Genomic DNA, 2,660 nt, shown 5'->3' with positions numbered 1-2,660 from the left:
GCCTTCGGCTCGGGGGCGGGTTTCGGCGCGGGCGGCGGCGGTGCAGGCGGCGGCTCGACGGCTCGCGGCGCGGCCACCTGCGGCATCGCGGCCCACAGCTCGGCCGAGGCCGCCACCGGCTCGCTCGATTGCCAGTTCACGCCGAAGGCCAGCGCGGTGATCAGCAGCACGTGCGCGCCGGCCGCGAACACGAAACCGGCCCCGGCGCTGTCGACGTTGTCGGGCCGCAGCGCGTCGTGCTCGCGGAAGTGCAGGAGGGAGCCGGTGCTCATCAGGTTCCGGCGTTCTTCACCGACAGCCCGACGCGCAGCACGCCGGCGCGCTGCAGCGTGTCCATCACGCGCACCACCGCCTCGTACTTGACCTGGCGATCGGCCGAGATCACGACCGGCGACTGCGCATTGCCGCCCTGCGCCTCCTTGACGGTGGCGGCGAGCGCCGTGAGCTTCAGCGGGGACGGCTCCTTGCCGTCGACGCGCAGCTTCAGGCTCTCGTCCTTGCCGACGACGACCTCGATCACGTGCTCCGGCTGCTGCTTGCTCCTGCCGACGGTGGGTAGATCAACCACGCCGGTGGTGATCAGCGGCGCGCTGACCATGAAGATGATCAGCAGCACCAGCATCACGTCGATGAACGGCACCATGTTCATCTCGGAGATCGTGCGGCGGCGCGTGCCGCGGCCGGCGACGGCGGGCATCAGCGCACCCCTGCCGCGCCGGGCACGCCTGCCGGGACCGTGGGCAGCGGCTGCGTCGCGTTGCGTTGCAGGATGTTGGAGAACTCCTCGATGAAGGTCTCCAGCTGGATCGCGATGCGGTCGATGTCGCGTGCGAAGCGGTTGTAGGCGATCACCGCCGGGATCGCGGCGAAGAGCCCGATCGCGGTGGCCACCAGCGCCTCGGCGATGCCGGGGGCGACGGTCGCGAGCGTCACCTGCTGCAGGTTCGACAGCCCGACGAAGGCGTGCATGATCCCCCACACCGTGCCGAACAGCCCGACGTACGGCGACACCGAACCGACCGAGGCGAGGAAGGACAGGTTCGATTCGACCGCGTCGAGCTCGCGCTGGAAGCTCGCGCGCATCGCGCGGCGCGAACCGTCGAGCAGCGCGCCGCCGTCGACCACGCGGCGCTCGCGCAGCTTCATGAACTCGCGCATGCCCGACGCGAAGATGCGCTCCAGCGGTGCGCTGTGCGCCTTCTGCGAGGCGGCGCTGAACAGGTCGTTCAGGTTCTTGCCGGCCCAGAATTCGCGCTCGAAGTCATCGTTCATCGTGCGCACGCGGCGCAGGCCGAACAGCTTGCCGAAGATCACCGTCCAGCTGCCGAGCGACACGAGCAGCAGCCCGGCCATCACGAGCTGAACCACGAAGCTGGCATGCAGGATGAGGCTGATGATGGAAAAGTCTTGGTTCATGCGATGGCGTCGAGGATGTCGTTGGGAATGCGTCGCGGCTTGAAGGTTCCGGTGTCCACGCAGCCGATGCGGATCTCGCCCTCGGCCAGCGTCTGCCCGCCGCGGCAGGCCGCCTGTGCGAGCCGGATGCTCGCACGCCCCGATTCGACCACACGCACGCTGACCTCCAGCAGGTCGTCGAGCCGGGCCGGGCTCAGGTAGCGCACGCGGGTGTCGGCGACGACGAACATCGCGCCGCCTTCGGTGCGCATGCGCTCCTGGTGGAAGCCGAGCGAGCGCAGCCACTCGGTGCGCGCGCGCTCGAAGAACTTCAGGTAGTTGGCGTAGAACACCACGCCGCCGGCGTCGGTGTCTTCCCAGTAGATGCGCAGCGGATGGAGGAAGGCGGGAGCTTCGGTGGACGTCATGGGGCGCGAACAGCAGGCCGCGGGGCTGCACGGCGCGGGTCGCGCCATGCGGCGCCGATTATGGCTGCACGCGCTTGTAGACCGGCCCCCAGACGGGGTGACCTTGTTCCGACTTGTTCAGCGCGAAGGCCGGATCCGCGTGGCGCGCGGCGCGGAACGCCGCCTCGCAGTCGCTGGTGCGGCTGCTGGTGCAGTAGATGAACGCGAGCTGCTTGTGGGCCGCGGCGCGGTCGCGCGGCGACACCAGGCCGGTCGACAGCGCCAGGTTCAGCTGCTTCTCGGCCTCGGGGTACTGGCCGTCTTCATAGGCGCGGATGCCGGCCTGCAGCGCCCGTTCGGCGGGCCGCGAGGTGACGTCGAGCAGGCCGACCGGCGGGGGCGGGGTCAGCGCGCAGCCGGTGGCAAGCAACGCTGAGGCCAACAGGACAACGGGAAACAGTCTCATGATCCGAATCGGTATTTGAGGTTGACCGGTTGGCCCGGCACGACATTGACCGTCGAACTGTAAGGCGGAAAGTCGTCGTTGCGAATCGTCACGACATGGCGGCCCTCGGACAGCGTCAGCTCGTTCAGCGGCGGCGCGGTGCCGACCGACCTGCCGTCGACCTCGACCTGGCCCCAGGGGCTGATGGCCAGCCGCACGACGCCGGTGGCGACGACGACCGGCGCCGCCGCGGCAGCGCGTTCACGGGCCTCGCGGGCACGGCGTTCCTTCAGGGTTTCCTTCGGCGGCACCGGTGCCTTGCGGGGGGCGTCGTTGCCCGAGGCGGCTGCCAGCACCGGCTCGGGTGCGGCAGCCACGGCCGCCGGCAGGGCGGCCGCGGCGATGTTCACAGG

The 2,660-nt window shown here is 70.2% G+C and carries 5 protein-coding genes and 1 pseudogene; all 6 read right to left on the bottom strand.

The window, feature by feature from the left end; all coding sequences use genetic code 11:
• Positions 1 to 272, bottom strand: a pseudogene (locus tag AC1D15_RS25985) (hypothetical protein); the annotation flags it as partial.
• Positions 272 to 697 (bottom strand): protein TolR, encoded by a 426-nt coding sequence (tolR, locus tag AC1D15_RS25980; RefSeq protein WP_465111805.1) that lies wholly within the window; start codon positions 695 to 697, stop codon positions 272 to 274. The gene tolR and the pseudogene AC1D15_RS25985, both read right to left, overlap by 1 nt.
• Positions 697 to 1,416 (bottom strand): protein TolQ, encoded by a 720-nt coding sequence (gene tolQ, locus AC1D15_RS25975; RefSeq protein ID WP_477828255.1) that lies wholly within the window; start codon positions 1,414 to 1,416, stop codon positions 697 to 699. Before tolQ ends, tolR begins: the two co-directional genes overlap by 1 nt.
• Entirely contained in the window at positions 1,413 to 1,823 is a 411-nt protein-coding gene (ybgC, locus tag AC1D15_RS25970) for a tol-pal system-associated acyl-CoA thioesterase (protein WP_047504625.1), read from the bottom strand. Before ybgC ends, tolQ begins: the two co-directional genes overlap by 4 nt.
• Positions 1,824 to 1,881: 58 nt before the next feature.
• Positions 1,882 to 2,268: a TssQ family T6SS-associated lipoprotein gene (locus AC1D15_RS25965; RefSeq protein ID WP_047504623.1), complete on the bottom strand. Its 387-nt coding sequence runs from the start codon at positions 2,266 to 2,268 to the stop codon at positions 1,882 to 1,884.
• A partial coding sequence (locus AC1D15_RS25960) for a PEGA domain-containing protein (protein WP_477828254.1) occupies positions 2,265 to 2,660 on the bottom strand: 396 nt, incomplete at its 5' end. The genes AC1D15_RS25960 and AC1D15_RS25965, both read right to left, overlap by 4 nt.

It is taken from the genome of Rhizobacter sp. P2_H2 (genome assembly GCF_056403375.1).
This window is presented reverse-complemented; position numbering and strand designations above follow the sequence as displayed.

Excerpts from the sequence above, each read along its gene's own strand:
- tolR (WP_465111805.1), bottom strand. The coding sequence starts at position 697 with ATGCCCGCCGTCGCCGGCCGCGGCACGCGCCGCCGCACGATCTCCGAG.
- tolQ (WP_477828255.1), bottom strand. The coding sequence starts at position 1,416 with ATGAACCAAGACTTTTCCATCATCAGCCTCATCCTGCATGCCAGCTTC.
- ybgC (WP_047504625.1), bottom strand. The coding sequence starts at position 1,823 with ATGACGTCCACCGAAGCTCCCGCCTTCCTCCATCCGCTGCGCATCTAC.
- AC1D15_RS25965 (WP_047504623.1), bottom strand. The coding sequence starts at position 2,268 with ATGAGACTGTTTCCCGTTGTCCTGTTGGCCTCAGCGTTGCTTGCCACC.